This is a genomic window from Paenibacillus sp. FSL P2-0136 (genome assembly GCF_037975325.1).
GTDB classification, from domain to species: Bacteria; Bacillota; Bacilli; order Paenibacillales; family Paenibacillaceae; genus Paenibacillus_AQ; species Paenibacillus_AQ silagei.
On record NZ_CP150244.1, the window covers coordinates 6,227,376 to 6,253,793 of the forward strand.

At 51.8% G+C, this 26,418-nt stretch carries 20 protein-coding genes; 4 read left to right on the plus strand and 16 right to left on the minus strand.

Annotation, left to right across the window (positions count from 1 at the left end; genetic code table 11):
* Positions 1–358: 358 nt before the first annotated feature.
* Entirely contained in the window at positions 359–1,000 is a 642-nt protein-coding gene (locus NYE26_RS26495) for a nitroreductase family protein (protein WP_339257624.1), read from the minus strand.
* A gap of 128 nt (positions 1,001–1,128) precedes the next feature.
* Between NYE26_RS26495 and NYE26_RS26500 the strand changes: the two genes are divergently transcribed.
* Entirely contained in the window at positions 1,129–1,494 is a 366-nt protein-coding gene (locus NYE26_RS26500; RefSeq protein WP_339251323.1) for a MerR family transcriptional regulator, read from the plus strand.
* An 86-nt stretch (positions 1,495–1,580) separates the two neighbouring features.
* Positions 1,581–1,898 (plus strand): DUF3889 domain-containing protein, encoded by a 318-nt coding sequence (locus tag NYE26_RS26505; protein ID WP_339251325.1) that lies wholly within the window; start codon positions 1,581–1,583, stop codon positions 1,896–1,898.
* A gap of 39 nt (positions 1,899–1,937) precedes the next feature.
* Here NYE26_RS26505 and NYE26_RS26510 read toward each other — a convergent pair whose 3' ends face one another.
* The 12 genes from NYE26_RS26510 to xylA form a co-directional block, all read right to left on the minus strand.
* Complete coding sequence (locus NYE26_RS26510) at positions 1,938–3,077, minus strand: transglutaminase domain-containing protein (RefSeq protein ID WP_339251327.1); 1,140 nt, start codon at positions 3,075–3,077, stop codon at positions 1,938–1,940.
* Positions 3,078–3,551: 474 nt separating this feature from the next.
* On the minus strand, positions 3,552–3,965 hold the full coding sequence (locus NYE26_RS26515; RefSeq protein WP_209876795.1) for a hypothetical protein: 414 nt from the start codon (positions 3,963–3,965) through the stop codon (positions 3,552–3,554).
* Between the two features lie 176 nt (positions 3,966–4,141).
* Complete coding sequence (locus NYE26_RS26520; protein WP_036730331.1) at positions 4,142–4,609, minus strand: hypothetical protein; 468 nt, start codon at positions 4,607–4,609, stop codon at positions 4,142–4,144.
* Between the two features lie 14 nt (positions 4,610–4,623).
* Complete coding sequence (locus tag NYE26_RS26525) at positions 4,624–6,708, minus strand: DNA/RNA non-specific endonuclease (RefSeq protein ID WP_339251330.1); 2,085 nt, start codon at positions 6,706–6,708, stop codon at positions 4,624–4,626.
* Positions 6,709–6,829: 121 nt separating this feature from the next.
* Positions 6,830–9,211, minus strand: a complete 2,382-nt coding sequence (locus NYE26_RS26530) for a glycoside hydrolase family 95 protein (RefSeq protein ID WP_339251332.1) — start codon at positions 9,209–9,211, stop codon at positions 6,830–6,832.
* A gap of 108 nt (positions 9,212–9,319) precedes the next feature.
* On the minus strand, positions 9,320–11,062 hold the full coding sequence (locus tag NYE26_RS26535; protein ID WP_339251334.1) for an ABC transporter substrate-binding protein: 1,743 nt from the start codon (positions 11,060–11,062) through the stop codon (positions 9,320–9,322).
* A 192-nt stretch (positions 11,063–11,254) separates the two neighbouring features.
* Positions 11,255–12,154: a carbohydrate ABC transporter permease gene (locus NYE26_RS26540; protein WP_036730353.1), complete on the minus strand. Its 900-nt coding sequence runs from the start codon at positions 12,152–12,154 to the stop codon at positions 11,255–11,257.
* Between the two features lie 14 nt (positions 12,155–12,168).
* Positions 12,169–13,155: an ABC transporter permease subunit gene (locus NYE26_RS26545; RefSeq protein ID WP_339251338.1), complete on the minus strand. Its 987-nt coding sequence runs from the start codon at positions 13,153–13,155 to the stop codon at positions 12,169–12,171.
* A gap of 114 nt (positions 13,156–13,269) precedes the next feature.
* Entirely contained in the window at positions 13,270–15,048 is a 1,779-nt protein-coding gene (locus NYE26_RS26550; protein ID WP_339251340.1) for a histidine kinase, read from the minus strand.
* Positions 15,049–15,258: 210 nt separating this feature from the next.
* Positions 15,259–16,809, minus strand: a complete 1,551-nt coding sequence (locus NYE26_RS26555; protein WP_339251342.1) for a response regulator transcription factor — start codon at positions 16,807–16,809, stop codon at positions 15,259–15,261.
* 221 nt (positions 16,810–17,030) lie between these two features.
* On the minus strand, positions 17,031–18,527 hold the full coding sequence (gene xylB / locus NYE26_RS26560) for a xylulokinase (RefSeq protein ID WP_339251344.1): 1,497 nt from the start codon (positions 18,525–18,527) through the stop codon (positions 17,031–17,033).
* A 748-nt stretch (positions 18,528–19,275) separates the two neighbouring features.
* Positions 19,276–20,595, minus strand: coding sequence for a xylose isomerase (gene xylA / locus NYE26_RS26565; protein WP_036730361.1), 1,320 nt, complete (start codon positions 20,593–20,595; stop codon positions 19,276–19,278).
* A gap of 367 nt (positions 20,596–20,962) precedes the next feature.
* Between xylA and NYE26_RS26570 the strand changes: the two genes are divergently transcribed.
* Positions 20,963–22,123: an ROK family transcriptional regulator gene (locus tag NYE26_RS26570; RefSeq protein WP_036730363.1), complete on the plus strand. Its 1,161-nt coding sequence runs from the start codon at positions 20,963–20,965 to the stop codon at positions 22,121–22,123.
* Positions 22,124–22,265: 142 nt separating this feature from the next.
* Entirely contained in the window at positions 22,266–22,460 is a 195-nt protein-coding gene (locus tag NYE26_RS26575) for a hypothetical protein (protein WP_036694925.1), read from the plus strand.
* 179 nt (positions 22,461–22,639) lie between these two features.
* Here NYE26_RS26575 and NYE26_RS26580 read toward each other — a convergent pair whose 3' ends face one another.
* The 3 genes from NYE26_RS26580 to NYE26_RS26590 form a co-directional block, all read right to left on the minus strand.
* Positions 22,640–22,876, minus strand: coding sequence for a glutaredoxin family protein (locus NYE26_RS26580; protein ID WP_036694922.1), 237 nt, complete (start codon positions 22,874–22,876; stop codon positions 22,640–22,642).
* 83 nt (positions 22,877–22,959) lie between these two features.
* A complete protein-coding gene (gene trxB, locus NYE26_RS26585; protein WP_036730365.1) occupies positions 22,960–23,901 on the minus strand; it encodes a thioredoxin-disulfide reductase in 942 nt (313 codons plus the stop codon).
* Positions 23,902–24,063: 162 nt separating this feature from the next.
* Positions 24,064–26,031, minus strand: a complete 1,968-nt coding sequence (locus NYE26_RS26590; protein ID WP_339251350.1) for a heavy metal translocating P-type ATPase — start codon at positions 26,029–26,031, stop codon at positions 24,064–24,066.
* Positions 26,032–26,418 lie beyond the last annotated feature (387 nt).

Here is a 26,418-nt window from a genome sequence, read left to right on the forward strand (position 1 = left end):
AGTACCTTATCAGATTTAAAATAGTGGATCAGACGCAAGTCCCCTTCAAATAACATCTTTTTTCCAAGCGGGCCTTGTTCTTCAGGACGTTTGGCTTAGCATAACGGACTGAGGTGCGCTTATTTGGGAAGAAAGTCGCCTATTGGGCGAGTAACGGACTCCACAGGCCTTATCCTTTGCACTTCAGCTCCGAAACGTCTCATAGAGAGATTCTAAGGTCGCCTGAGTCCGTTACACTGCAAAAAGTGGCGTTTTCGCGGGGATAAGATCTCTCCGGTCCGTTAGATTTTGGGTTGTAACTCTGACGCTTTACTAGCTTAAATTTGCTTCTCTTCGTGGGAATTCCGGCAACTGTTGCTTACGCCCAGGTTGTGATCGTTTCAACCGGCAGACGGTAGGATGGATACCCCTCTTTGGCGGCTTTGCCTATCGAGATCAGCATGACCGGCTGGAACCGTTCTTTGTCCAGGCCGAACACTTCTGCAATATGCTCCTTGTCATAGCCGGCCATCGGGTTGGTATCGTATCCGTGGGCGCGGGCCACCAGCATTAACTGCATCGCTACAAGCCCCGAGTCAATCAGATTGACATCCCGCAATTCGGACGCGGAAATGTTCGCATAATAAGGCTTGACCTGCTGCAGCTGCATGTCCATCACCTCGCGGGGCATGTACCCGAGTTCTACAGCCTTGCCGAAAATTTCGTCAATATATTCAACGTTGTTCGTATCATAAAATACAGCAATCACAGCCGAGGAGGTGAGCGCCTGGGTCTGGTTGAAGGAGGCCAGCGGTGCCAGCTTCGCTTTGCCTTCAGCGCTGTCAATGACCAGGAAACGCCACGGCTGCATGTTAATCGCAGAGGGGGCGCGGGAAGCTTCCGCCAGAATCTCGGTCAGTTCCTCTCTGCTGATCTTCACCTCAGGATCATAGACTTTCACGGAACGGCGCTCCAGAACAATTTCATTGAAATCATTGGTTTTTTGGTATTTCCCCATCATTGTGCTCATGTACATTTCTCTCCTTTTATATACGGAATGGTACGGATGAACGTGAACGTATCATCACTAGAAGAATTGTAAACTATAAAGTATACTTCATAGCAAGAACAATAAATGGGGGGATTGCCATGAAAACCAGTGAAGTTGCCAAAAGGGCTGACCTTCCGATATCAACCCTGCGCTACTATGAGAAAATAGGCCTTATTACGGAGGAGTACATCCTTAGAGAAGAAAATAATTACCGGAATTATGCCCCGGAGATTATTCCGTATCTTGAAGTCATAAAGAATAGCTTAGCTGTTGGATTTTCAATCCACGATATTAAATCGATGATCTCCAAGCAGGGAATATCGAAAGAGGAACAAAAACGGATCATTGCCGACAAAATTACGGAAATTGAAGCTGCGCAAAAAAACCTGGAGGCTTCCAAGCAGTCTCTTTACGAGCTTCTCGAAATGAATATTACCTGTGAGAACGGGTACGGAAAATACTAAAACCCCAGAGCTGTGCTCCAGGGAGTCGTATAAAGGCGCGGGGGCCGGGGGACGCTAACCTGTAATTCCAGTTCAAGGAGGCCTTTATGAAAAAAATATGGACAGTAGCCTTGTTGACGTTAGCCCTGGTCCTGAGCAGCCCGTTAAGCCGGAGCTCCGCTGCACCTGACTATGCCCGGTGGGGAACCATCGCCGTGAAGGAGACGCAGCAGAAATACAACGCCGAAATCATCGATTACAAGCACATCGGCCGGACCCAGATCAAGCCTAAGCTTGCAGAAGAGAAGTTCAAGCTGGTGGTCCGGAGCAAGGCAGGCCGGGAATTCGGCGTATTCGTGATGGTCCGCTTCAACCCTTCAACAAACAAGCTTCAGACCATCCAATTCCTGGAGACCAGGGCCTGAAGTGCCCCCTGGCCGCTTCGCCGGGTAGCTGATACGCTTTTATTTCCAGGTCACATATACCTTAAGATCTCCTGTATTCTCGAACGGCGAACTGTTGAAGGCCAGGTTATTCAGTCCCAGCCCGTAGAGCACCTGCAGATCCTGCCTCAGCAGTTTGTCGCTTCCGCGATAGCGGAAGAGCAGCGACTGCTGTCCGGCCTCTGCCGCCTGCTTCGCCAGCTCCTTAAGCTGTTCCGCCGACGAAACCACCTGATTCTCCTCGTACAGCCAGTAATTGAGGTCCTTCTGCAGCGTCTTGTATGCCTCCACCCCCTGGCCCCCTTGATTGACCAGCTTAGTCAAGGTCTGGGCATAACTGGTGGAGGCCGCCGGATAGGACTTCGTCCAAGTGTGGTCAAGGCGCATCTGGGCATCCGTCCTCATATAATAGAGCGTGCTGATTCCGCCCTCCGGACTCGGGTCCGGGTCATCCCAGGTGGTGTCGAGATGATACCATGCCCCGTTCAGAAGCACCAGATTCCAGGCATGCGACTGGGTCACACCATCTGCCGCTCTGGCCGTCCCTTCCACAATTCTGTTCGGAATCCCCGCCCCCAGCAGCAGCTTATAGGTTAGCAGCGTATAGCCCTGGCAGACCGCACTCCCGGTCTGAAGTCCCTCATAAGCGGTGTATTTGCGGTGCGAGTGATCATATTCCAGATTCAGCACGACCCAGTCGTGGATCGCTTTTACCTTCTGGTGATTGTTCATTCCCGGTGTTATGATCTGCTGCAGAATAGCCTTCACCTGCTTGTTCACATAGGCCGTCTGCTGCAGCGTCTCCCGGTATTCCACCTGAACCGTCACATGAACAGCGCGCGTGCTTCCGCGGTAGGAGAAGGCATAGCTGTCAATAATATAATACAGGTACGGATCGCTCCCCATCGCCTGATTGATTGCCGTCTGGATCTCACTCTTCAGCTTGGCGGTCTTGCCCTGATAAGTGAAGGTAATCGTCTCTCTGCGGTTACTCATCGCTCCGGCCAGCTTCTGCGTCATGCCTTGTGTCGTCTGCACCACCGCCGAATCCGCTGCAGCATACGCATGCTCGTATCCCCAGTACGTCGCAGGCGGTAAAGCAGCAAACACAAGCATAAGTCCAACCGCCGTCTTCAACAGCGATCCCTGTCTTTTCCCCATATAATCCGCGCGCCTCCTGCAATCTATATCATCGGCCGTAGCCGTATACTTTATAGTAAATGCCAATATTGCCCTGATTACAACCCCGATCTGAAGAACGTGAACTTACACCAGTCATTCTTGTCCATTATATTCGGTGAAATAACACTTAAAGTGATTCATCTTGGTATCCCATCTTAGTAGAGCATCAGAATTAAACAAGTGATTTCATTCCTTAAAAACGGTAAGGTATAAGGCTGCGTTCGTAGCGGAAAACAGGGATAAGTGTAGTCTGTACAACTAAAAACAGTGAAACGGGTAGATTTCCTCTTCTAATTGTAGTCTGTACAACTAAATTTACCCGGATGGGCGAAAACCCAGGTATAGGGGCATTTTAATTGCACGAACTACATCTAAACGGAGATTTGGCGGCACATCGGACGATTTAGTTGTACGAATTACAATTAAGCATCCCCCTTGCTGCCATTAATATCGTCAGCTCTGTATCTTCTCTAGAAAAGCTTGAAATACTTTTTTTGTCGCTTCCCCTGAATTGGGGATTAACTCATAAATCCTCTGAAGAAGTGAAGGGTTTTTCAATATCAGTTTTTTACTTTCAGAACTAGTAAAACTTCTTAATGAATCAACACAGATTTCGAGTAGCTCTTCATCATCAGTATCTAGCAGTTTCAACAACATATTCAATTCATCCATGCTAGATTCATTATGCAAACAATAAGCTAATTTTCTTTGCCACTCTATCGGCTTATTTAACACTCCATTTGATAATTCCCCCCAATCTTGTGGGGAGAATTTTAGCAGCATCTCCTGTGCAATTAAAAAACCTTCATCATACCAATAATCATCCGTAAAATATCCTGAAAGATAGTCATCAAATTCTGTAAACATTAAAAATCTCCTTTGAATTAGATTACAAGTTAAGGTGCTGTAAAACCACTTAGAAGTTGTGTAGCTCCTTTACCCGTCATAACACATAGAGGATAAAAAAGACCACAACACGGGCAATTAGCTCGCATTGTGGCATTTTAGGTTGTCTTGTACGATTCTGTCGCCCAGGTTGTAAACTATAACTTTCCGCCCACTTCTTCGAACCAATCATCAAATATATGACTAGATAATTTTTCAGGATCATTTGTATATTTTATCTCGTAACTGTAACGAGCATCTAATTTGTTCTTAAATACATCATAAGTCAATTTCATCTCTGTAGGCATTTCCCTATTATTTTTTTTGCATAAATCACTAATTTCACGGAGATTTTTATTTAAGATGTTAAGTAAAGCAACTTGTCTTTCTTTCGAAATATTATAAACAGGTCTTGAATTACTATCAGTGTCTGAAACTGCATCATTAACCTTATGTTTTTTAACAATAAAATTATTAATTTGGTAAAATACATCTGTACTAAATTGTCCAAATTCATTAGAACCATATATATATATCATATCTGCCTTATTACTCACATACTCAAGACAAATTGACACCATATCTGCTTGTAGTTCTGAAAAATAATCTTCAAATACCTTTGTCATCATCCAATCTCCTTTTAATTTATTAAATCGAAAACTTTTAGCTCACCATCTATTGTGTAGGTTACATTAAAGCTAGACGGTCGAAGCGAATCCTCATCATATTTTATTTTTACGTCAACAGTAACATGTTTCGGCGGTTTGGCATTTAAAGCCCTTGCCCATTCATTTTCTATTTTCTTATACGTACTTAGATTCACCTTACTTGACTGAGATACAAGGTTGTCAATCTCTGGCGAGCCGCCAAATCTATCTCCTGCCAAATGACCTGCGTGGTCACCTGACTCCTTTCCTGGCGTATTTGCGTCATGTGGTAAACGTTCATCTCTTGCCGTTAATTTTAAATCATCCGTACTAAAGTTTTCAATTCTACCCAGATGATCTGTTTCATAATCGTATTGGTGCTCACCAGCTTTATACTTCACATTCGGTTTTAGTTTTCCTGCCTCATCAAATGAATTATCGACAAAAGTCTTATTGGGAACTTCACTCTTCCCTTCCAACCCATCCATATACCGCTGCTGCACCGGCGTTTTCGGCATTGCTGGAGTATCGGGGATCTCTCCTATCTTGAAAACAAACCCTTCCGGCGTCTGCATCACCGGACCCAGGTTCGGCAGCTTCTGCTTAATCCCTTGCAGGGCATCCTTCGCCGCTTGGCTGACGACGTCTTCTACCTCGCCTAGCACTTTGCCCACTTTGCCTGCTTTGGTGACCTGTAGTCCGGGGACAAGGATGGATGCGACTGAACCGAGCATTTTCGCCTTCTCTTCGGGTGTGCCCTCGTCAAACTGATGATACGCCTTCTTCGCCGCTTCGACCAGCACTTCCGGGTGTTCGATGAGATATTGCGCTTGCTGCTTTATTTCCGTGGTGGTTTTGACCGGGTCTACAACTAACTTGAAGGCAAAGGTTGCCGTATCCGCCACGCCCATGACGACCTCTTTCACCAATCCTTCGGTAAAAGCCAGCACCACCGTATCCGCCTGACGGACCTTGCTCTCCCATTTCGTTAGCCCGTAAGTCTCCTCTAGCCACCCCAGATAACTGGTGTACATCGGGGTAAGATATTCATTCGGCACATAGACTTTCGCTTGATAAAAGTCCCACGTAGTCTCATTTTCCTTGTTGTCTGCGGTAATTGGCGTGCCGTCCGGCAGGGTAAGAGGCGGCCCGTTTAATCGCCGCTCCGCTTCGATCTGCTCTTGAACCTGCTTCAGAGCCGCTGCGATCTGAATTTCCTGCCGCTTCGCCGCAAGCTGACTACGAGCATACGCTCCCGCGGCGGTTTTCTCCATCGCCAGCCGCAGGAGCAGTAAATATTCTTCGTTATGTAGTAACGGAACCTTCTCCGCCGTGATCGATGGATCATACTCACAGGCAGTAACCGCTGGTTGCTTGTAATGCGGGCTTAGATCCTTACCGGTTTCATAGTAGATCTTGGCTACGCCTAGAGAAGCCAGCTTCTGCCGGGCTTCTTCCGCCTGTGCATGAACAGCCGTCATCTGCGCCTGGTTTCCGAACGCCTGATACACTTTAAAGGCCATCTGGGCCTTGGCGATCTCATTCCGTGCCGCGAAAATATCGTTCAGCTTACTTTGCGCAGCGATACTCTCTACGGTCAGCAGACCGGAGGTTTGAATGACATTCCTGAGCTGCTGCACCACCGGGTCCCTGCTGAGCTCATCTTTTCCCGATAGAGCGGCAATCGAAGTAATGAGATTGGTCGCACTTCGCTGCACAAATTCAGGAATGGAGACTCGTCCGGCGGTTGCTTGCAGCCCCAAGCTTCCGAAGGCCGCGAACAAAAGATTAAACTGCCCTGTCAGCTTCTCCGCCTGCTGCTTATTCTCTTCCTGCAACTCCGAGACGCCTCTCAAGGCGACGCGGATGATATCCTCTAATTTCTCCGCTTCCACGGTTAATTCATTGATCAGGACCTGGGCCTTGACCAGATGGTCGCCCATGGGGATGCCGCCCCAGCTGCTGGACTGGCCCTTCAATTGAAGATACAGCCGGTTGGTGTCCTGACTCACCTGGCCGATCTTCGATTGCAGGCGCTTGACTTCATCTTCGTTAAATACTAGCTTTGTTGATGCCATAACCATCCTTTCCGCCGAATGCTAAAACTCACTGGCTTCTAATTTTAATCAATAAATCTCCCTTAGTCATACAGGCTACCTCCTATTACTATCGGATTTATTTTCCATTATATTTATAGTTTTACACCTCCACCCAATACACCCCGCCAGCCGTAACCTCAAGCGCACCACTCACTGTCTGGAGGCGTCCGTCTGCAAGCTTCAGCTTCAGCTCTTGCGTATAGCCGAGCCGCAGCATCCCGTCGCACTTCACTGTAATCCGAGCAGATACCAGTACTCCAGCCCGCCACTCCATGTCCACCTCATACCCGCCGCGCGCCTTCAGGCCGCTGATACGGCCGTTCTTCCAGGCTCCCGGCAGCGCCGGAAGCAGCATAAGCTCCCCCAGATGACTCTGCAGCAGCATCTCTGCGATCCCAGCAGCCGCACCGAAATTACCGTCAATCTGAAACGGCGGGTGCGCATCGAACAGGTTGGGATAGACGGAGCGGGTTAACAGCGTGCGCACATAACCGTAAGCCGCATCGCCGTCTGCGAGCCGGGCATAGAGGTTAATCAGCCAGGCGCAGCTCCAGCCGGTATGCCCCCCGCCGGAAGCAACCCGCTGCTCCAGCGTTAAACGGCTAGCCTCCAGCAGCTCCGGCGTGTCCCGCCGGTTAATCCGGTTGCCCGGATACAGGCTGTACAGGTGGGAGACATGGCGGTGCCCTGGCTCGGCTTCAGCGAAGTCATAGAGCCATTCCTGCACCCGTCCATCCTTGCTAATCTTCAGCGGAGACAGACGGGTGAGTGTCTGCTCCAGCTCCTCCTGAAATTCAGCATCCACGCCAAGAATACGTGCAGCCTCCAGGCAGTGCTGCATCAACTCAGCGATCAGGCTCATATCCATGGCCGAACCCATAGAGATACTGCATGCTCTGCCATCCTCCGTGACGAACCGGTTCTCCGGTGAAGTAGACGGACTGGTAACCAGCCAGCCCTCCGGTCCTTCCACCAGCCAATCCAGGCAGAAGAGGACAGCACCCTTCATTAGCGGATAAGCAGTCTCACCCAAAACCTTCATATTCGGGTTGAATTCGTAATGCTCCCACAGGTGACGGCATAGCCACACGCCGCCCATTGGCCAGAAGGCCCAGCTGGCATCTCCGCCGGACGGTGTGGAGGCCCGCCACAGATCAACATTATGATGGGCAACCCAGCCGCGCGCCCCGTAATGAATAGCAGCCGTTCTGGCCCCGGTCTCACTAAGCTCCTTAATCAACTCAAGGAGCGGCTCATGGCATTCGCTAAGATTGCAGACCTCCGCCAGCCAATAGTTCATCTGCGTGTTGATATTGGTTGTGTAATTGCTGTTCCATGGCGGCTGAACATGAGGATTCCAGATCCCCTGCAGATTCGCTGCCTGTGTTCCAGCCCGTGAGCTGCCCATCAGCAGATAGCGGCCATATTGGAACAGCAGCGCTTCCAGCGCCGCGTCTTCTGCCCCGTCCCGGTAAGCGGACAGACGTTCATCGGTGAACCTCTCCTCCGCCTTGTGACCGCCAAGATCCAGATCCATCCGGCGGAAGATCGCCTGATGATCGGCAACGTGGCGTGCGAACAGCTCCTCATAAGTCTTACCGGCCGCAGCGCTTAATCTGCTCGCGCACAGCTCCGCCGGACTTATCCTAGCTGCGGAATACGGTGCTGACGCAGCGGATCTATACCTTGCTCTGGACCGCACCTCCTCATAGTCCGTTCCGGCAGCCAGCAGCAGCAGCACACGATCTGCGCCGGTGATCACGAGCTTGCCTGCGGAATGCCGAATACTACCCCCGGTTACCTGTACATGCAGATGCAGTTCGAATGCCACTCCAAGCCCCGCTTCATAGAGCACTGCGAGCGGATGATCCTGGTGGTAATTGTCGGCAATATGCGAGGGGCAGCGCCCCTTCATTACCAGCCTGTCTCCCTCCCCTGGGCTAACGCTATGCTGTAATTGGCTGTCCAGTTCCAGTTCTAGCTGAATTCCCCCCGGCTGATCGCTTGTCAGATGCACGACTCCGACCTGGTCCGGGGTACTGATAAATACTTCACGGGTGAAGGCTCCCTGCCCGGTCTGATAGGTCACTCTGGCAACTCCGTTATCCAGATCCAGCTCTCTTTCATAGGCCGTACAATTCTCTGCGCCCGGCTGCGTAAGAATCAGGTCCCCGAGCGGCATATAGGCCTGGGCGTTGACCCCCAGCATATGGGCATTCACCATATCCTCGGCCTCCCCATACTGGCCTGCAGCGATTAGCTCCCGGGTTCTTTTCAAATACCTGAGCGCTTCGTAATTATTGGTATCCCGAGGGACCCCGGACCATAAGGTATCCTCATTCAGCGAGATCAGCTCTTTATCCGTACCGCCGAATACCATAGCCCCCATATGCCCGTTCCCGAGCGGCAGCGCCTCTTCCCAGACAGCTGCGGGCTGACGGTATCTGAGCTTCCATGCGGATGTATTTTGTTTAGTTTCCATGTTCTCCTCACCCTTCGTACTAAGTTCTGGATATAACAAAAGGCCCTGACCTAAGTCGGGCCTTCTGCTTTCTGCTGTACACTTGATCATGCTACATCCCATTAGGATTTACAGATTTTTGCCTGTCCACAGGGATACTCTCTTCTTCACCAGCTCAGTGAATTCTTTTTCCATATCCTGAGCGCCGGCTTTGTCCAGCTCGGCCAGGAAGGCATCATAGACTTTATCGAAATCAGCCGGTTTGGACAGAATCGCTTCCGGGATACGTTTACGTACGATATCCTGGGTCTTTTTGAAGATGACCTGATATTTACCGTCTGTCGGAACCGGCAGGTTGTACAGGGCGCCTGTTTCTTTTACAGGGAATTCATCCTCTTTCGGGAACAGGTCCTTCCAGGTAGTCGCCTTATATCCGGCAAGGGATTCCTTCTCAGCTTCGGAGTACGAAGCAACAATCTGCTCAGGGAAGCTTGTGGTGTAATAGTTGTCTGTTGAATCCTTCACGCCGTCGCCATACCGTGCACCGAAGATCAGATACTGGCCGATCCCGGTTGTTTTTTGAGTGTTCGCTGTATCATTGGCTAGGCCGTCACGGATCTCAGGCAGAACTTCACGCTTGCCATTGGCATCCACAGTATAGTGCTTGTCTTTAATCCCCCAGGTTCTCAGGATCTGGCCTTCATCGGAGGACATCCAGTCCAGCCATTTGATGATCCGCTCAGGATCTTTGGCAGCCGTAGTGATTGCAATCCCGTAGCCGTCGATACCGGTCTGCATGAAGGAATGATCCTTATACTCTTCGGTCAGGGTTACAGGGAAGTGTCCATAGGTGTACTCGTCTTTGCCGGCAGCCTTCAGGGCATTCTCACCGTCGGAGTATTCCCATTCCTGGGAGATCAGACCGAGTACACGGCCGCTGGCCACTTTCGCTTTGTATTGGTCATCCTTTTGTACGAAGGTATCCTTGTCGAGCAGGCCTTGATTGTACATACCGTTCAGCCAGCGGAAATATTCCTTTTCTTCGGCGCGTTTGTAGTGAAGCTTCGCTTCGAAGGTCTCAGGGTCCACATAATATTCACCATCATCCGGTGCACCGGTTGTAGTGAAGGCCGGGTTCGTCACGGTGATCATAATCTTCCAGTCATCTGCATTCAGCGTCAGCGGAATGGTAGGCTGCCCATCGGTTTCCGGATGCAGCTTCACATAATCCTTAAGCACCTTTTCAAAATCAGCTACAGTCCGCACCTTCGGATAGCCAAGCTCTTTAAGCACACGATGCTGAATTTCAAATCCGCCTGTGGCATCAAAGGATTTCTGGCCGACACCCATATTCGTAGGAATCTGATAGATACTCTGGTCGTCCAGACTGTATTTCAGACGGTTCATGTTTTCGCCGTAGACTTTTTTGAGGTTGGGGCCATATTTGTCAATCAGGTCCGTCATATCAAGGATCAGGCCCGCATCCACCAGGGTACTCAGACTTCCTTTGGCGAAAATAATATCAGGAACGTCGCCGCTCGCCGCCATCATCGCAATCTTCTGGTCACCGCCGCCGCTGCCTACATCGAATTCAGCTTCTAGGGTAACCCCTGTCTTCTCCGTAATCGCTTTACCTACATCATCCTGCATCTTGTTCCAGTTCGGGCTGGCATCCGCACCGAAGAAGGTGAACGTAGCCGGTGAGGTATCTAGAGCGGTATCATCTGCTGCGGCAGTAGCATCAGGTGTTGTTCCTGAGTTGTTAGGCGTCGTATTGTTGGCTGCATTATTGCCGTTGCCTCCACAACCGGCGATCAGCATCGAGCTCATCAGCAGGAGTGTGAAGATCGTCTTGGTACTCTTGCGATTCATTGTGTATCCCCCTTGTATCTTAATATGTTGCCTCTATGCATATCAGGTGAGACCTGAATATACCATTGTGAACGCTTGCAAAACTACTATAAATATAAATTTCCATTAATTAACACATCAACCTAAGCGGGTTAGCTGCCCGGCTCTGCACTGAACCCGGCAGCTTCTCCCCTTGTCGCTCTGGGTTAAGGCCTAAGCCTTGACTGCACCCAGCGTCATCCCGCCGACAAAATACTTTTGCAGGAACGGATAGACCACGAGAATCGGCACCGTTACGACAATGGTAATCGCCATCTTGATCGACTCCGGTGAAATCTGCGCCATCTGTCTGGCCATATCATTCGCATTTGCCATGCCGCTGCCCTGATTGGTCGAAGACAGGACCTTCATCAGCTCGAACTGCAGCGTAGTCAGATGCGGCTTGTTGCCGTTGTAGAGATAGGTGGTGAACCACTCATTCCATTGCCCCACGGCCAGGAACAAGGCGATGGTTGCCAGCACCGGCTTACAGAGCGGAAGAATGATTTTGTAGAAAATCATAAAGTCATTCGCGCCGTCCAGCTTGGCGGATTCCTGCAGGGCAAACGGCAGGCCGTCCATGAAGGAGCGGATAATGAAGACGTTGAACGCGGATACCATACCCGGCAGGATGTAGATCCAGAACGTTCCGATCAGATTCAGGTCCTTCATGAGAATGTACATCGGCACCATACCGCCGGAGAAGTACATGGTCAGGGCCAGGAATACCGAGACGAATCTTCTGGCTCTGAACTCCGGACGGCTGAGGGTAAAGGCCAGCATGGAAGCACTGATCAGCCCCAGAAGAGTCCCGGAAAGGGTACGCAGAATCGATATTTTGAAGCCTTGAATCAGCCCCGTATAGCTGAAGATCCGCTGGTAATTCTCCAGAGTCCAGACCCGCGGGAAGATATAGATGCCGCCCCGGACCGTATCTGTAGATTCATTGAAGGAAATCGCCAGCACGTTCAGAAAGGGATATAACGTCACAATCATAATCAGGATTAGAGCGATGTAGAGAAAAATATCGAAGACACGTTCACCTTTTGACATTTGGAATGCTTTTCCACCCATGGATGATCCCCTCCTTACATAATGCTTTCTTTGGCAAATTTCTTCATCAGACCGTTAGCGGTGAACAGCAGGATGACACTGACTACCGAGGTGAACATGCTTATCGCGGTACCATAGGAGAACCGTCCGATTTGTATCCCGTATTTAAGCGCATACAAATCCAGCACTTCCGAATAATCGGTAACCATGTTGTTCTGCAGCTGGAATTGCTTCTCGAAGCCGATGCCGACCAGATGGCCGATATTCATAATCAGCAGCACCATCACTGTTGTGCGGATACCCGGCAGCGTAATATTGAACATCTGCTTGACCCGTCCTGCACCATCGACTTTGGCCGCTTCATACAGCTCTTTATCGATGCCTGTAATCGCTGCCAGATAGATGATCGCGTTCCAGCCCGTTTCCTTCCAGATGTCGGCAGCCGTTAAGACTCCCCAGAAGTATTTCCCTTTGGCCATGAACTGAATCGGCTCATCAATCACATTCATCCAGAGCAGCAGATCGTTCACGATCCCTCCATCGATGGCAAGCGTCTTGTAGACAATCCCGCCTACAACGACCCAGGATACAAAGTGGGGCAGGTATGATATCGTCTGAACCGATCTCTTGAAGATGTTCCCGCGCAGCTCGTTGAGCATCACGGCGAACAGGATAGGAACCACGAAGCCGAAGATCAGTCCCAGCATGCTCATCGCCAGTGTATTTCTTAATACGAGGTAGAAGCGTTCATCCTGGAACAGCTCCCTGAAGTTGTCCAGTCCGACCCATTTCTGCTCGCTGAACGACCTGACCGGCTTATAATTCTGGAAGGCCATTAGCCATCCCCATATAGGCACATAGCTGAATATAAATACCCAGATTACGAATGGAAGGGACATCAGGTATAAGTACTTTTGCTGGAGTACGCTTTTCCAAAATCCACTATTCCGTTTCGCAGGTGGGCGGGGGGTTACGCTTTCATTTGCTGTAACACCGCTTTCAGTGAGCGCTTTCACGATCATTATTCCCCCTTCGCTTTGATAGCTTTATCTTATCCCAGCGCCGGGGGCGAGAATACCCAACAGATTTCACGTAAAAACCTATAGAAATTAGACATTCTCCCCGCCTGTATCCCCTTAAGCCTTCAAACCACTGTCCTTAGGGATTGAAAATGTAATCCGGGTCCCCTCTCCCTCCCGGCTTGAGATGTTCAGCCCGTGCTCCGCTCCGTAATACAGAGTCAGTCTCTGCTGCACATTGCGCAGCCCGATCCGGCCCTGCTCCTCTTCTTCCGCCTTGGTGATGACCTCCATAATCTCGGCCAGCCGTCCTTCCTTCATGCCGATCCCGTCATCCATTACAATCACCTGAATCTCCTGATTCTCCGTGAGAGTGACGGCGATGCTGACATGCACCGTACCTTCCTTGTTCTCCAGACCGTGAACGACGGAATTCTCCACCAGCGGCTGGATAATCAGCGGCGGAATCATCACCTCAGCGCCGGCGGGATCGAAGGCAATCTCATACTCCAGCCTGTCCTCGTACCGGAACTTCTGAATCTCCAGATAGGAGCGGATCATCTCAATCTCTTCCTTGATCGGCGCTCTCTCCCGGCCTACTTCCAGATTCTTGCGCATCAGCTTGCCCAGCAGCCGGACAATATTGGCGATCTCCCTCTCTCCCCGCAGATGGGCGTTCATCCGGATCGACTCCAGCGCGTTGAACAGAAAATGCGGATGAATCTGGCTGGCCATCATCTTCAGCTTAATCTCCCGCTGCGCGATCTCCAGCGTACTGTTCTTCTCATTGCTCTCTATCACCTGCTTAATCAGCTGGTTGATGCTGGCTACCATGTAGTTGAACTGGCGCGACAGCTGGCCGATCTCGTCTGTTCCGTCAATATGGGAGACGACGTTCAGGTTCCCGAGGGCCACTTGATTGAGCTGGCGGCTCAGCCGCAGCAGCCGGTTGCTCGTCAGCAGCGAGATGGTGTATACCAGTACAAGCGCAACCAGCAGCACCCCGATTACGATGAACAGACCCAGCTGACTCACCTTGTTGGCATCGCTCAGAATGCTTTTGGTCTCGAACACCGAGATAATCTTCAGCTTGCTGACACTCAGCTCAGGGATCATTTCATCGATGATAACGTAGGAATCCTTGTCCTTCACCTGCGTTGTGAACACGCCCTTGGACTGCGCTTGCACATCAATCCCTATATCAAAAGCATCCACCGTGCTGCCCACCAGCTGCGGATTTTTGGCGGACACAATATAGCCCTGCTCATCGATAATGATGGTCTCGAACGGCTCCTGGTGCAGCATCTGGTTCAGCTCATCCTGATTCACCTGCACCATCAAAATTCCTGACTTGCTGTATTCAGGATAGGGAACCTGGCGGATCAGACTCAGCTTGTTGATGGTCCCTTTGGGGCTGTTGATATAAGGGTCCTTGTCGTGGATATACATCCAGTAGATCTGATTGTTCCGCATAGCCTGTGTATACCAGTTTCTCGTACGGATCTCGGGCGTTACCGGCGCGATGGACATATCGTCCACCAGTGTGGGATTATCGATGAAAAAGCGGATATTGGAGATTTCCCGGTACCGCAGCACATATTCCTTGAGGTCGGTATAATTCAGATAAGCCTTGGTCAGCTCCAGAATACTCGGATAATGCGTATTGACCAGCCGCTCCAGATCCTCATCGAAATAGAGCAGATTCGAAATATCTGTGGGGACCCGCAGCTTGCTGTACAACTGGCTTTTGATCTTTTCCACGTTGTTGGTGGCCTGATCAATCGCTCTGTTCAAGGCTCCCTCCCGAAAATAATTCGTCAGAATCACCCCTGCAATCAGCACGGGAATCATCACCACTATGATATAAAAGAAGATCAGCTTGTATTTCAGCTTCATATTATTGACCATCCGCACCAGCTTCTTGATATCAATCTCCCCTCTCTATACAAACAGGCTGCTCCCGGATCTTCTGCAAGAAGGGGAACAGCCTGTATATCATAAGCCTCATACCGGATTCTCTGCAAGCTTGCCGCGACCTACAGTTCCAAATTTTCCCTCCGCTTCTTTTTGCTTTTTGTTAAGTGCTTTCGCGCTTCTTATATAAGTTTAGTTCTCCTTGCGGTATGCGCTTGGGGAGACGCCGACATATTTGCGGAATTTGGCATTGAAGTAATCAGAGTTCATGTACCCGACCTGCTCGGCCACCTCATAGACCTTCATGCCCTGGGTCAGCAGCTGCTTGGCCTTCTCGATCCGCACCTTATCCAGATATGTGTTGAAGTGCTCACCCACCTGGTTCTTGAACATTTTACCCAAGTAGGCGCTATTGTAGTTAAAAATCTCCGCAAGTGTGCCCAGCTTCAAATTCTCCTTATACCGGCGCTGGATCAGATCCGTAATCCGCTTAATCTCATCGCCGCGTCCGCTTCCGCTGCCCGTCAGCCGGGACAGCTGCTCCATATAGCCCGACACCAGCCGCTCTGCATCATGCAGGTATCTGCTGCTGTAGACCTCGCCCATCGGCGAGGCTTGTCCGGCAATCAGCGGGCGCAGTTCGGGACTCGCTGCCTCCAGCCGGGCAATCGTGCTGCTGACAATCCGCAGCAGCTGGTCCTTGATATAGGTCTCGTCCCGCTGGGTATGCACGAGCTTGCGGATAATCTGCAATGTAAGCTCCCTGGCTACCTCGCTACTGCCAGCCTCTACTGCCAGCAGCAGCTGCACCTCGATATCACGCTCGGGGTCCAGCTCCTCCTCCGGTTCAACCGCGCCTTGTGCAGGCTCCTCCCACAGGTCCGGCATTCCACAGAGCAGTGTGTTCTTCTGCCCGAAGAAGGCATCCTCCAGCCGGGCGCGTGCAGCCCCGAAGGACTCTCCGGCCTCCTCCGGCCGGCCGGCTGCTCCGCCCGCTGCGGCCACGAACTCCAGCCCCTCCTTCGAGATCAGGTGGTGCAGCTCCTGCCAGAGCGCCGCCCGGGCGCGTTCATCCCGGAGCGGCTCCTTCAGCAGAATTCCCATGTATGGGGGGAGGGTGAAGAAGAAGCCGCGCTCCTCCTCCTGCCAATACCGCTCCATCAGCCGCTTCACCGCATCTTCGCGGGCATCCTCACCCTTGTTAAGCCCTTTCAATTCCAGCAGCACCACTTCGCAGCTGCTGTCCCCCAGGCCCAGCTCGACCGCCGCCTCTCCGGCTTCCTTCGAATTCGACTGCAGCAGCTCCCGCACCAACACCTCGGTGGTTCTTGCCGGCTCCAGCGCCTGCCATTCATTGATCCGTTCTTCCAGGCTGATCTTCTCCCGCAGCTCCTGCAGATAGCTGATCAGTTCCTCCTCATCCACCGGCTTGAGTAAATATCCGTCAATATGATAGGAAATAGCCTGCTTCGCATATTCAAAATCGGCATAGCCGCTCAGAATCAGCACATGGCAGCCCGGACTTTCCTTGCGCAGCTCAGCGATTAATTCCAGTCCGGTCATTCCCGGCATACGGATATCCGCCATCACAAGTCCAGGTTGCAGCTCACGGAATTTGTCCAGCGCTTCATAACCGTTAGCCGCTGTCGCCACCACGGTGTACCCCTCTTCCTCCCAGGGAATCAAGGTGCGCATCCCTTCCCTCAGCTTGGGCTCATCATCCACAATCAGTACTTTGATCAATAGGGGGCCTCCCTTCATGCCGTACTCGAGCTTCCGAGCCGGAATTTATCATACTAAATAAGGAACACTTAAAATTGTACTTGAAGCAGTGTCGTCACTGCGGTGAACATTTGGACTTCCGGCCGCTGTTGTCACCAGATAGTCTTCTTATATAGATCTTATACCCTAAAGAAAACAAGCTGCCACCCTTTACAGGATGGCAGTCATTCCGTACAGATATTCTATTTGCGGTAAGAAGCCAGCTTCTCATTCAGCTCGCGGGTCTGGCTGTATACATCCTGGTACAGAGCGAAGACTCCGTCATACAATACCTGCTGCTCTGCATTAGGGGTATAGGTCTCTGCCGGACGGATGAAGGCTTCCGCACATTCACCCAGGGATTCGAACCAGCCTGCACCGTAGGCTGCCAGCATAGCTGCGCCCATAGCCGGGCCCTGCTCGCTCTCCAGCTTGATGATCGTAGCGCCGAAGATATCAGCCTGCATCTGCAGCCAGGCTTCATTCTTGGCGCCGCCACCGATTGCCACGACCTCGGTAATCTCTTTGCCGGATTCACGCACAATCTCAATTGATTCACGCAGCGAGAACGTGATGCCTTCCAGCACAGCGCGGGTAAAGTGGGACAGGGTATGTCCGGAATCCATACCGATGAAGCTGCCGCGGATGCTGGCATCCGGGTGCGGTGTACGTTCCCCGCTGATGTAAGGGGTGAACAAGAGACCGCTGCTGCCAGCCGGGATTTCGTTCACACCCTGCAGCAGCTCGTCGAAGCTCTTGTCTGCTGCAAAGGTCTCCTTGAACCAAGTCAGGCTGTGTCCTGCCGCCAGCGTAACACCCATGATATAGAAGGCATCCTTCTCACTGTGGTTGAAGAAATGCACCTTGCCTTCGAGGTTAAGATCCTTGTTGCTCTCGTAGGACAATACCACACCGGAAGTCCCGATGCTGCACATCGTCCGGCCTTCACCCAGAATGCCGGCACCCAGTGCGCCGCAGGCATTGTCTGCCCCGCCGGCGAACACCTTGGTGGTAGGAAGCAGGCCGGAGGCTTCGGCCACCGCCGGAAGCAGGGTTCCGGTCTGCTCGAAGGATTCCACGAGTCTCGGGCAGAGGGAGACCGGCAGATCGAACGCTCCGGCAATCTCTGCACTCCACTGCTTCGCGCCAACGTCGAGCAGCAGGGTTCCGGCTGCGTCAGAGTAGTCCATAGCGTAGTCACCCGTCAGGTGGTAGCGCACATAATCCTTCGGCAGCAGGAACAATTCAGCCTTCGCGAGCACCTCAGGCTCATGCTCCTGGACCCACAGAATCTTCGGAAGCGTGAAGCCTTCGAGCGCGCGGTTTCTGGCGATATCGATCAGCTTGCTGCCGAGCTTCTTCTCAATTTTGCGGCATTCCGCAGTCGTACGTGTATCATTCCATAGAATGGCGGGACGCAGCGCCTTGCCTTCGCCGTCAACGAGTACAAGCCCGTGCATCTGGCCGGAGAAGCTGATGCCGTCGATCTGCCCAGGCTCTGCACCCGATACTTCCATCAGACGCTTCAGACTGGCAATGGTTCCCTTCACCCAATCCTCCGGGTTCTGCTCACTCCAGTTCGGCTGGGGTCTGCTGAGCGGATACGCTTCAGAGTGCTCAAAAGCCACCTTGCCCTGAGGATCTACCAGTACAGTCTTTACCGCGCTGGTTCCAAGATCGACGCCAATTACATATTTCATAGTTATCCTCCTAAAAGTTATATGAAGCATTACTTCTCTTGGAACATCTCCGCAATATAACTCGCTTCGTAAGCATAATCTTAAGTTTTGCGGGGTTCCGCATCCTGTATTCTCTTCAAGCAAAACTCGCTTCGTAAGCCTCTCCCGTATTACCGGAACCGCTTCCACTGAACATGCGGCCGCGATTGTATTTCCTGCATTAGATTCTCATTAAATCGGCCGAAAATCGTAGGCAATTGCACTTTGTACATTAGAATTCCATGAAAAGGCTGTTTTGTACGGTATCCTCAAATATCTGTTGTACGGAATACAGCAGAATGCTATTTTCCAGCCAAATTAGAGCATTCTACTGCACAAAATACACTCACACAGTCCTAGTAGAGCATCAGAGCTAAACAAGTGAATTTATTCAATAAATAAGGTAATGTATGAAGATGCGTATGAACCGAACCAATCGGTGGTAGTTGTATTCTGTACATCTAAATAGAGTGAAACGAAAGATTCTCCTCTTCTAACTGTACTTTGTACAACTAAATCTGCCCGAATAGGCGAAAACCCGGGTACGGAGGCAGTTTAATTGTATGAATTACAACTAAACGGATATTCGGCGGTACATCAGATGATTTAGTTGTATAAAATGCATTTCCAGTATTAAAAAAGGGGCTGCCGAAGAATGCTCTCTTCAGCAACCCCCGTTGCGTGTATTCTCTAATGAATCTGCGGGCAATCCCGCAAATCCGGCAGCGTCTTACTCAGCAGTCAGGATGTACTGGTTAAGTGTAGCTCTCAGCAGTTCCTGACGTCCGGATTTGTTCGGACGCGGGCTCTCGTTGTTCAGCGCGTAGTCAGCCAGCGAAGCCAGTGTCGCTTTGCCGGATACGATGTCAGCGCCAACGCCTTCGTTGAAGCTGCTGTAACGCTCAGCGATGAAGTTCTCGAATACGCCGTCTTCCAGCAGCTTAGCAGCTACCTTCAGGCCCTTAGCGTATACGTCCATACCGGAGATATGTGCCAGGAACAGATCCTCAGGCTCGAAGGAAGGACGGCGTACTTTGGAGTCAAAGTTGATTCCGCCTTTGCCCAGACCATCGTTCTTCAGTACTTCATACAGAGTCAGTGTAGCATCGTAGATGCTTGCAGGGAATTCATCTGTATCCCAGCCGAGCAATGGATCGCCCTGGTTCGCATCGAGTGATCCCAGCATGCCGTTGATACGGGCTACATGCAGTTCATGCTCGAAGGTGTGACCAGCGAGTGTAGCATGGTTCGCTTCAAGGTTCAGCTTGAAGTGCTTATCCAGGTTGTACTTCTGCAGGAATGCGATGCAAGTTGCTGCATCGAAGTCATATTGGTGCTTGGTAGGCTCTTTCGGCTTAGGCTCGATCAGGAACTGGCCGTCGAAGCCGATTTCCTTCGCATAATCCACAGCCATGCTGAACAGGCGGGCAATGTTGTCCTGCTCCAGTTGCATATTGGTGTTCAGCAGTGTTTCATAACCTTCACGGCCGCCCCAGAATACATAGTTGTCAGCGCCCAGACGTTTACCCACTTCCAGACCTTTCTTCACTTGTGCAGCAGCGTGTGCGAATACGTCAGCGTTGCAGGTGGAGCCTGCACCGTGCATGTAGCGCGGGTTGGTGAACATGTTGGCAGTGTTCCACAGCAGTTTTTTGCCGGAAGCCTTCATGCCTTGTTCAAGGATGTCTACGATCGTATCGATGTTGCTGTAGAATTCACGCAGGGACGCGCCTTCAGGAGCGATGTCCACATCATGGAAGCAGTAGTACTGCAGGTCCATCTTCTCCATGAATTCGAATGCTGCTTCTGCACGGGCCTTAGCCTTGTCCAGCGTGCTCAGTTTGTCCCAAGCGCGGACTGCAGTTTCAGCGCCGAACGGGTCGGAACCGCCAGCTGTTAATGTATGCCAGTAAGCCATTGCAAATTTCAGGTGTTCTTCCATTGTTTTGCCGGCTACGATTTCTGTAGGATTGTAGAATTTGAATGCATAAGGGTTGGTGGAACGGCTTCCCTCGTAAGAGATCTTGCTCACTGTTTCAAAATAAGCCATTTGTAAAATCCTCCTCGATATTTTGCTTCGCCCGCAAGCGTTTACAGCATCATCTTAACACATCTCTTTGACTTTGTATATTGGTTAAACAAAGTTTTTTTATTTTTATTTTTCCCGCTGTTTCGCGTGTCTACCGGAGCTTATATTCACCTTCATAAGTTCCAGTTATTTAAAAATATGTAACGTTCGGACCGTCCAGCTCCAACGGATATAGTTGCATTTTTACGCTCTTCATTCTAGACTAGGGGGCATACCCGCGCAGCGGAGAGCGTCTTCACAGCTACCCTCCTCCCGCCTGTGCAAGGGCCCAGTAATCTACTCGGTTCTATACTGATAAATTCTTATATTGTAAAAGGAAGTGTGCTGCTTGAAAGTTACCGGTGATCAGGCGCTGGTCAAAAAAATAAACAAATCGATTATTTTACATACCATCCGTATGCATTCCCCCATCTCGCGGGCCAAGGTGTCCGAGGTGACAGGATTGAATAAAGCTACCGTCTCCAATCTGGTAGCCGAGCTATGCGGGCAGCAGCTCGTAACCGAGGCTGGACCCGGAGAATCCAGCGGCGGGCGTAAGCCGCTGATGCTGCATTTTAACGAAATGGCGGGAAGTGTGATCGGGATCGAGCTGCGCGTGAAACAGCTTAAGGCCGTACTCTGCAACCTGGGGGGCGGCATTCTTCATGAACGGGACAGTGTGCTGGAGAACCACGACTTCCCTTATGTGCTCGGGCAGATGCAGCAGATGATTTCGGAGCTAATCGCTACGGCCCCGCCTTCACATTATGGACTCGTCGGCATTGGTGTCGGCGTCCCGGGAATGGTCGATGAGCACGGCGTTGTCCTGTTCGCGCCCAACCTGGGCTGGGAGATGGTAGACCTGCGTTCGATTCTGGAAAGCGCCTTCGCGGTGCCGGTTACGATTGATAATGAGGCCAATGCAGGGGCTCAGGGTGAGCTGAACTTCGGGGCGGCCCGCGATGTGCGACATCTGCTGTATATTAGCGCCGGCTCGGGGATCGGGTCGGGGATTATTATCGGCGGAGAATTGTACAAGGGCGCGCGCGGCTATGCGGGTGAGACTGGACATATGACGATTGAAGCGGAAGGCAAGCCTTGCAGCTGCGGCAGCCGGGGCTGCTGGGAGCTGTACGCCTCCGAGAAAACCTATGATAACCCCGGCCTCTCCCTCCCGGCCCGCACAACGACCGGACTGGTCAAGTATGCACTTGAGGGGCAGCCCGATACGCTAAGCCATTTCAACTCCATTGGAGAGTATCTGGGGATCGGAGTTACCAATCTGATCAACAGCTTCAACCCAGAGCTGATCGTGATCGGCGGCGCTCTATCGGAGGCGGAGCCGTGGCTCGGCGAGCCGCTGCGCCGGGTGGTAGCTGAGCGTACCCTCCCCTACCACAAGCAGCAGCTCGAAATCACCTTCTCCAGGCTGGGAAGCCGGGGAACCATGATTGGAGCGGGTTTTTCAGCGGTGATGCATTTTCTGGGCAACATCCGCGTCACTCTCTAGACCCTTAAATTCTTATATTTCTTAAAATCGCCGCATTTTTTTCTGCATTTCCTGCTCTAAAAGGAGTGGCTATCCTATATAATAAGGATACTCGTGTGACATTTGTCACCACACCCCTTTTTCTGAAATGGAGAGAGAATCCATGACTTATGTTGATACGTCTGATATTTCGGCGAAGATGTTCATCGCAGTGCTGCTGCTGCTGCTCATCATTGCTCCGCTCGTCAGCCTCGGTGTCCTGCGTCTGTTCCAGTCGCGGAAGAAATCGGGATTCCTCCTTATCGCAAGCGGCATTGCCGTCTATGCTGTCTTTCAGATGTTCATGTCTCTTACCTGAGGTCTGCAAGCAGACAGAAATGACGTAAGCAAGTAGAGAAGCAGCATTTAAGATTGTTCATTTTCGCTAAAGCAGGCCAGGCCAATGGGCAGATTTAAATGTTGTTTTTCCTCCGCATGCACCGCAAAAAGCCGCCTCCCACCGGGAAGCGGCTCTATATATTTCAGGACTGCCGGCTATTATTCCGTCGCAGCCAAAGCCTTGTCGAACTTGGTCTTGTTCATGCCGACGATCTTCATATCCCCGATCACCGTAATCGGCACAGCTCTCATGCCCATATCCCACACCTGCTGGGCGTACTCTTCATTCTGCTCGATGTTGCGTTCTTCGTAGGCTACCCCTTTATCGCTCAGGAAGCTTTTCACCTGACGGCAATGCGGGCAATTCGTCGATGTGTACACAATTACATTCTCCATAGTATGATTTCCTCCTCGTATCTAAGTATTAGACTCTGAGATCTATTGTAGCACCGTAATCCCTGCTTCTCCAAATGCCAGACTTACATAATTACTGCGCTGTGCTCCAGGCTCTCGATATATTTCTCGGCATCCATAGCCGCCATACAGCCGCTGCCCGCAGCCGTAATGGCCTGTCTGTAACGGGTATCCTGCACGTCGCCGCAGGCGAATACGCCGGGAATGTTCGTCTCGGAGGTGCCGGGATTCGATACGATATAACCGTTGGCATCCGTAGTGATCTGTCCGCCCAGGAATGCCGTATTCGGATGATGGCCAACCGCCACGAATACCCCGCTGGCTTCAATGAACTCTTCTTCGCCAGTCTCGTTGTTGATCACCTTCAGGCCAGTTACACCCTTGTCTTCGGCAATCACTTCAACAGGGGTACGGTTCAGTCCCCAGGTCACTTTGGCGTTATCGCGGACACGGTCCTGCATAATCTTCGAGGCCCGCAGCTCTTCGCGGCGGTGCACCAGGGTTACCTTGGATGCAAAACGTGTCAGGAAGCCCGCTTCTTCAAGCGCGGAATCGCCGCCGCCGACCACCACGATCTCTTTGCCGCGGAAGAAAAATCCGTCACAGGTAGCACAAGTGCTGACCCCGCGGCCAATATTATCTTGTTCCCCGGGAATTCCGAGATACTTGGCTGTGGCACCCGTGGAGATAATCAGCGTATCCGTAATCAGTGTGCCCATACCTTCCACGTTAAGCTTGAACGGACGGTCGCCCAGCTCCACGCTGTTCACCCAGCCGGTCACGAACTGTGCGCCGAATCGCTCAGCCTGCTTGCGCATATTATCCATCAGATCGGGACCCAGAATGCCTTCCGGGAATCCCGGGAAGTTCTCGATCTCCGTTGTAGTTGTAAGCTGTCCGCCTGGCTGCGGACCTTCGATAACTAGCGGGTTCAGGTTCGCACGGGCCAAATATATAGCAGCTGTCAATCCGGCCGGTCCAGTACCGACAATAATTGATTTGTACATGATGATATCCCCCTTGAGATGGACGGAAAAGACGCCATTCCTTATTTAAAATAATTATAATCTAGTATTTATTATGATCACCTCAAGGGGAGTTGTCAATATGCCAGACCCGTTGTAAACGCTCCATTTTGTGAACAATTCAATTTTAAGCAATCTAAAGTGTTATCGCAAAAGACGCAGGCCGTTAAGGATGACGAGAATCGTACTTCCCTCATGCCCGACCACCCCGAACGGCAGCGCAATCCCCTGCACAAAGTTGCTGATCATCAAGGCGGCAATGACCGTTACCGCAAAAATCATATTCTGCTTCACAATCCGCTGCGTCCGGCGCGCCAGGGCAATCGTCCCGGCAATCTCCTCAATGTTGTCATTCATCAGCACCACATCGGCAATCTCCAGGGCAGCCCCGCTGCCCTTCATCCCCATGCCCATGCCAACCGTTGCGGTAGCGAGCGCAGGTGCATCATTCACCCCGTCGCCTACCATGATGACATGACCGTATTGCTCCCGCAGCGCTTTGATGTGTGATACCTTATCTTCCGGCAAAAGCCCGGCGAACACGAGATCGACGCCGCTCTCACCCGCAATGACCCGGGCTGTAGCCTCGCGGTCACCGGTCAGCATCGCCACCTTGATCCCAAGATCATGCAGCTTGCACACGGCAGCCGCCGCCTGCGGACGCACAGTGTCCTGCAGGGCAATCATTCCGGCAATGGTCTCTCCGGCAAGGATCAGCGATACCGTTTTGCCTTCCTGTTCCAGCCTGCTGCGCAGAGCCTTCCAATGGTCCGTATCCGCCCCGGCAGCCGCCCCTTCCGCTTCATCCAGCAGATTCGACTTGCCGATCCGCCACAGCTGGCCGTCGATGATGCCTTCAATTCCCCAGCCGGTGACCGACTGGCTCTCTTCAATATCCCGCAGTCTGATCTGTTCCGCTTCCGCCAGCGCGACAATGGCCTCTGCCAGCGGATGCCCCGACAGCTTCTCAATGGAGGCGCTCACGGCCAGCAGCTCTTCCCGCACATAGCCTTCTCCGGCGATGAAGTCCGTGACCTGCGGGATGCCTTCCGTCAGGGTACCCGTTTTGTCAAAAGCAACGACCGAGGTCCGCGCCATATTCTCCAGATGTACCCCGCCTTTGAACAGGATGCCTTTGCGGGCGCTCTTGGAGATGGCCGACAGCATGGCGGGCATGATGGAGGATACCAGCGCACACGGGGAAGCCACGACCAGGAACACCATTGCCTTGTAGAACGTATTGCTCCAGCTCCAGTCCAGCACAAACGGCGGCAAGGTGATCAGCAGGACCGTGGCAGCCACGACAACTCGGGCATATACGGATTCAAGCCGTTTGATAAAACGCTGCGAATCCGGCACTTCGTTCTCCGCCTCTTCCACCATGCGGATGATTTTGGCGAACAACGTATTCTCGGCCGTCTTCGTCACTTCTATATAGAGGGGGCCTTCTCCATTAACGGTACCGGCGAATACTTCACTGCCGGCAGCTTTGTCTACGGGCAGCGATTCTCCCGTGATGGAGGCCTGATTCACAGACGACTCCCCCCGGCATACCTTGCCGTCAGCGGGAACCAGCTCACCCGGACGGATCAGCAGCAGATCTCCGAGCATGAGCTCATCAATCGTTACCTCACTCATCGCCCCCTGCTCAATCCGGACCGCAGTAGCAGGCTTGAGGGCCAGCAGAGCGGAGATGTCCTTTTTGCTGCGCTCCATGGTGTAGCTCTCCAACGCTCCGCTCAGGGCAAAGATGAAGATCAGCATTGCCCCTTCATTCCAGTACCCGATGGAGGCGGCACCCAGCGCTGCAGCGATCATCAGCAGATTGACATCCAGGTCACGTTCCTTGACCAGCGTCTCCACACCCTCCTTCGCCTTCATCCAGCCGCCCAGCGTATAAGAGATCACATAGAGGATGACGGATAAGACCTCCGACCAGCCGCTGGTGGCCCAGGCTATGAGCATAATCAGCCCGCTCCCCAGAGCGGCCTGCATTTCGGAGTTGCTGAGCATCGCCAGCGGATCGAAACGGCGCGGTCCCGGAGTGCGGGGCTGCTGCGCCCCTCCTTGACGCGCTATAGATTTGGGCATTGATTTCGAGGTTGCTTGCATGAACAATCACCTTCCTGAATGGTTTTGGTTAAGCGCACACTTGAGAATGAGAGCCATTATTAACACCCTTAAAATGACACATGCTGCCCCGGCATCGCCGGGACAGCATGTTGAATGGGTATGGTAGTTGAGGATAATGACTGAGAGATCAATGAGAATGATAATCATTGTTGCAATAGAGCAACTATATTTCCTTCGTGCAACTTATAACTATACTATACCACGCCAGGCGTAAAAGTAAACCCGGGGGCAAGCCTGATTTTTGGGAAAGAGGGGGTTGCATCAACCGGCTGTCGTTGAACACTAACAAAAAGTCCCGCCGGGGCGCTGCTAAAGCCGTTAGCGGGACACTTTTTATACACTGCTTATATACTCTGAATCTAACTT

What these genes read in the sequence shown, in the direction of transcription:
- NYE26_RS26495 (WP_339257624.1), bottom strand. Translation starts at nt 1,000, where the DNA reads ATGATGGGGAAATACCAAAAAACCAATGATTTCAATGAAATTGTTCTG.
- NYE26_RS26500 (WP_339251323.1), top strand. Translation starts at nt 1,129, where the DNA reads ATGAAAACCAGTGAAGTTGCCAAAAGGGCTGACCTTCCGATATCAACC.
- NYE26_RS26505 (WP_339251325.1), top strand. Translation starts at nt 1,581, where the DNA reads ATGAAAAAAATATGGACAGTAGCCTTGTTGACGTTAGCCCTGGTCCTG.
- NYE26_RS26510 (WP_339251327.1), bottom strand. Translation starts at nt 3,077, where the DNA reads ATGGGGAAAAGACAGGGATCGCTGTTGAAGACGGCGGTTGGACTTATG.
- NYE26_RS26515 (WP_209876795.1), bottom strand. Translation starts at nt 3,965, where the DNA reads ATGTTTACAGAATTTGATGACTATCTTTCAGGATATTTTACGGATGAT.
- NYE26_RS26520 (WP_036730331.1), bottom strand. Translation starts at nt 4,609, where the DNA reads ATGACAAAGGTATTTGAAGATTATTTTTCAGAACTACAAGCAGATATG.
- NYE26_RS26525 (WP_339251330.1), bottom strand. Translation starts at nt 6,708, where the DNA reads ATGGCATCAACAAAGCTAGTATTTAACGAAGATGAAGTCAAGCGCCTG.
- NYE26_RS26530 (WP_339251332.1), bottom strand. Translation starts at nt 9,211, where the DNA reads ATGGAAACTAAACAAAATACATCCGCATGGAAGCTCAGATACCGTCAG.
- NYE26_RS26535 (WP_339251334.1), bottom strand. Translation starts at nt 11,062, where the DNA reads ATGAATCGCAAGAGTACCAAGACGATCTTCACACTCCTGCTGATGAGC.
- NYE26_RS26540 (WP_036730353.1), bottom strand. Translation starts at nt 12,154, where the DNA reads ATGGGTGGAAAAGCATTCCAAATGTCAAAAGGTGAACGTGTCTTCGAT.
- NYE26_RS26545 (WP_339251338.1), bottom strand. Translation starts at nt 13,155, where the DNA reads ATGATCGTGAAAGCGCTCACTGAAAGCGGTGTTACAGCAAATGAAAGC.
- NYE26_RS26550 (WP_339251340.1), bottom strand. Translation starts at nt 15,048, where the DNA reads ATGAAGCTGAAATACAAGCTGATCTTCTTTTATATCATAGTGGTGATG.
- xylB (WP_339251344.1), bottom strand. Translation starts at nt 18,527, where the DNA reads ATGAAATATGTAATTGGCGTCGATCTTGGAACCAGCGCGGTAAAGACT.
- xylA (WP_036730361.1), bottom strand. Translation starts at nt 20,595, where the DNA reads ATGGCTTATTTTGAAACAGTGAGCAAGATCTCTTACGAGGGAAGCCGT.
- NYE26_RS26575 (WP_036694925.1), top strand. Translation starts at nt 22,266, where the DNA reads ATGACTTATGTTGATACGTCTGATATTTCGGCGAAGATGTTCATCGCA.
- NYE26_RS26580 (WP_036694922.1), bottom strand. Translation starts at nt 22,876, where the DNA reads ATGGAGAATGTAATTGTGTACACATCGACGAATTGCCCGCATTGCCGT.
- trxB (WP_036730365.1), bottom strand. Translation starts at nt 23,901, where the DNA reads ATGTACAAATCAATTATTGTCGGTACTGGACCGGCCGGATTGACAGCT.
- NYE26_RS26590 (WP_339251350.1), bottom strand. Translation starts at nt 26,031, where the DNA reads ATGCAAGCAACCTCGAAATCAATGCCCAAATCTATAGCGCGTCAAGGA.